Genomic DNA, 3,865 nt, shown 5'->3' on the forward strand with positions numbered 1-3,865 from the left:
ATTTAAGATAGGTTATTCTCCTTATTAATACTCTAAAATTTGATATTCAACTTTTTTAAAAGGTATAATCATTTCATTAGTCTTGTCTGTTTTATTTAGCAAGATGTTAAACAGCATTTGAAAAGGGATATTCTTTTTACAACTATCAAATATGTTTTTCTTATTATTATGAAAATCATAAATAATGCTTTGTGATTCAGATTCAAAATAAACTTCACCTACACCTTGTTCTTTAACAATCTGTTCAGCATCTGTATAATCTTTGGCTATTAATGAAGCCACTTCAATTTCCAAAACAAAATTTTCAAAGTTAAAAATACCCATCACTTTAAATCCATTCATTGCATATCACCACTTTTATATACATTCAAAGCACCTTCAATATATAGCCTTAAAAAAAAGAAGCTAGTTCATTATAAGAACTAGCTATTTATTTTATAATTCACGTTCATCTTCTACTTCATCACGTTTTATATTTTTTTCATTTGGTTCATTTTCAGGATATTTGATTTGATTATTTTCTTTATTAATAAAAGCTTCCATGATCTCCATTTCTTTTTCTAATGTAGGTTTCATAAATTGAACAAATCCATCTACATCTTGTTTAGCTAGTAAGTTTACATAAAGACCTTTTTCTTTAACATCAATTACTAAAGGAGGGAGGTTGTTTTCTAATAAGCTGTAATTCATTAACATTCTACCAGTTCTACCATTCCCATCACTAAAAGGATGAATTCTTTCAAATTGAATATGTTGTTCAGCAATAGCGTATAACTTGTCATCAACCGTCTTAGCGTTTTCTAATCTGAAATTCAAATTATCAACCCACTGTTGCATAGCATGAGGTACTTGTGCTGGTGGTGTTGTTTGAAAATCAGCTCCTAAAATGCGGTTTGTTGATGTTTTAAATTGTCCTTTATCATATTGAAGTCTGTCAGTTAATCTTTCATGAATATCCTTAACTTTTCCTACAGTTAATTCTTCCTTATTAGCAACGTTTTTTAAAACATAATCATAAGCTCCGCGGTGATTATCAATTTCAAAAAATTCTCGTTTACTTGTATTACTTGGAATAGTATCATGTAGTATTATTGTAACAGTATCAGCTAAACTGATTGTATTTCCCTCAATAGCACTTGAATTATAAGCTAATCTTACTAAAACATCATTTATATATTCGTTTGAAAATTTAGCTTCATTTTGATTTGTTTTTAGATTTTTAATAACATCTTTAGATTCCAAAAGATTCACTCCGTTTCTCAATTTTACTTTTCAATTGTCCCCTTTAACTTTTTAGCTATTGGAATTATGAAAACATGGTTACTTATATTATATTTATCCTCTTCTAAAAATACAGCAATACGTGATAATTCAAATACAAGTTCAGTTTTCATTTTGTGAGCTGTATAAGTTGGAATATTATGAAGCTGATCCATAACTTCTGTTATAAATTCAGGAAAATTCTCTAGATGTACACCATGTTCATTAAAATAATGAGTTCTATTTTTCATATGTGCGCCATTACTGAATATATCTCTGATAAATACACACATATTATGAGAATATTTAGTGGATAAATTAATTAATTCATCAATACTTAAATTTAGCAAAACCCTTTGATAAGTTTCCAATCCATTTACAGTATTTTTCATATTATTCCCTCTTAATTCTAATTTTATTATTTCTTACCATATTATAACACAATATATATTCAATGTATAGTAAATGTATACTGAAAATACAAACCGCCTTTCGTAGTTAAAAGACGGTTCTCAAAAATATTCTTCAATTATTTAACTTTCAATCGTTTTTCAAATGCTTCTTTTAGACTTTGTTCAAATTCTTCCCAACTATTCATATCACTTTGTTCCCAATACTTACACTTTATAATTTCCTTTTTACATTCTTCTTCTGTCCAGTTTTTAATTTCATCCCACTCATGACGAAAATACACTAAAACATCTTTATTCGGCCCAATTTGCCAGATCCATTTCATAGATAATAATTCAGAACCCAATATATCTTTACTTACTTCACTTGAAAACGGACGTTTCTTGTCTTCCCATTTAATACCTTCACTTGTATGTTCAATGGCTACTCCATTTTCATTTACCCATCTATCACCAATTTCAGTAGTATCTAACATTTCTTTTGTACTAACAAGTGATGGATTTACACCAAATGCATAGCATTCAAAATAAACTATCTCTTTATTTCGTTCAGTTGCTTCTTTTTTTATTCCTTCAAGTAATACGCTAAAAGGAATATCTTTATAATCTTCATCTGTATAAATAGGCGCTCCCATAAGTGTTTCATGTTTATGATTTTTTCTAGGGCTGAAAATTTGGCATTTAATATCAGGTATGTGATTTAACACTATTTTTCGTTTATCTAATTCATGAATAATATGACCAGTTTGTGCTTCAAAATAAACCTTTCCATAAGCACCACCAGACATTTTAGCTGATTCCATAGCTTCTGATTTATTAGCTGTTTTTACTGTGAATGCATAACTATCTAGTATGTATTCATCATTACCAAAGCACCCATAAACATCAAAACTTTTCATTTTATTTTCTCCCATTTTATCCTCTCCCACTTATTATTATTTACATACTCATTATACCACAATACACATTCAATGTATATTCAATATATAAATAATCAATAAAAAAACCATTCTTTAATATAAAAAGAACGGTTTCCTTAACAAATTAAATTTATTAAACAGCTTGTTTAACAATAAAATTCATATAATCAACAGCGAATTGTAATACAGCTTCTTTAGAACTTGTATCAATCAGTTTATTCGGAAAATGCTCACCATAATTTGCGCTGGACACTTGGCGGAATTTAGAAGGTATTCTCTTATGTTCAACAGTTAGGTTAAATCCATAAGAATCACCAAAGCATAAAAGTTCAATATCTCCTTCAAACATAGTACCCAGAGGTTCAGATTCACTTACTTTATGATGCTTTCTTATCCTATAATTTTCTACTTTGTACAAAACATCTACTTTTTTATCACATACAATTTCTTTAAGGTATTCCATAAACATATCAACCCCTTTAAAATAAATTGAATGAATATTATTACTATTATTATTTTATCAAATATATATTGAATATACAATTATCCCCACAAAAAAAGAAAACCATCAAACGGTTTTCTTTTTTACATCTAACATACTTCATGTAAATTTCCCACTTCATTAATCCCCATCACATGACTATTTTCATTTAAAACACCTTCATCCTTAACATCAGGGATATGATATTTGCAATCAATTTTTATATCTCTTTCTTTACAATACTTACGTACAATGCTTTGAACTTTCCCATCTAATAATTCATTATCATAGCCTAATGCTTGAACAAGCCTTGCCGAGATTCCATAGTGATTTCTAAACTCTAAACAAGCAACAATTTCTCCTGTATGATCCGTACAATAAACAATTACACAATACTTAGATTTAACCCTTAAATAGTACCCATCAACACAATTCTTCAATTTATGTGATACCATGAATAATTCTACATCGCTTCGAGGTAATTTAAAATTAACATTTTCTATTTCACATTCAAAATAATTTATAGTTCCCTCTGTGTAATTGATAGGTTCTAAATCGTTATGTGGATATTTTATTCTTATTTCTAAATTAAATTGAATTAAATCATCATGAACCCTGTAAATTGTTTTCTCCCCTCTTAAAATTTTCAAAAGCTTCCCTTTAAATTCAGGAAATTCTTTATAGTTACTTATTTTATCAATCAGCAACCAAGTATCTTTGATGGTATGCTCATGATCCAAAGAATAAAAGGCTTTCTCTATATCATTTGTTTTAATTAAACCTTTATATATTTG

At 28.1% G+C, this 3,865-nt stretch carries 6 protein-coding genes; all 6 read right to left on the reverse strand.

The features are described 5' to 3' along the window. Positions 1–24: 24 nt before the first annotated feature. The gene (locus tag V7024_RS23890; RefSeq protein ID WP_335524551.1) at positions 25–342 is read right to left on the reverse strand and encodes a hypothetical protein; all 318 of its coding nucleotides are present in this window, start codon (positions 340–342) and stop codon (positions 25–27) included. A 93-nt stretch (positions 343–435) separates the two neighbouring features. Next, a complete protein-coding gene (locus V7024_RS23895; RefSeq protein WP_098780831.1) occupies positions 436–1,242 on the reverse strand; it encodes a Fic family protein in 807 nt (268 codons plus the stop codon). Between the two features lie 23 nt (positions 1,243–1,265). After that, complete coding sequence (locus V7024_RS23900; RefSeq protein WP_335524554.1) at positions 1,266–1,652, reverse strand: hypothetical protein; 387 nt, start codon at positions 1,650–1,652, stop codon at positions 1,266–1,268. A 137-nt stretch (positions 1,653–1,789) separates the two neighbouring features. After that, positions 1,790–2,584, reverse strand: coding sequence for a hypothetical protein (locus tag V7024_RS23905; protein ID WP_335524555.1), 795 nt, complete (start codon positions 2,582–2,584; stop codon positions 1,790–1,792). A gap of 139 nt (positions 2,585–2,723) precedes the next feature. Continuing rightward, the gene (locus V7024_RS23910; RefSeq protein WP_335524556.1) at positions 2,724–3,053 is read right to left on the reverse strand and encodes a hypothetical protein; all 330 of its coding nucleotides are present in this window, start codon (positions 3,051–3,053) and stop codon (positions 2,724–2,726) included. Positions 3,054–3,181: 128 nt separating this feature from the next. Beyond that, the coding region (locus V7024_RS23915; protein ID WP_335524557.1) for a hypothetical protein at positions 3,182–3,865 on the reverse strand (684 nt) is incomplete at its 5' end.

The sequence above is a fragment of the Bacillus sp. JJ864 genome (assembly GCF_036963045.1).
GTDB lineage: Bacteria > Bacillota > Bacilli > Bacillales > Bacillaceae_G > Bacillus_A > Bacillus_A pseudomycoides_C.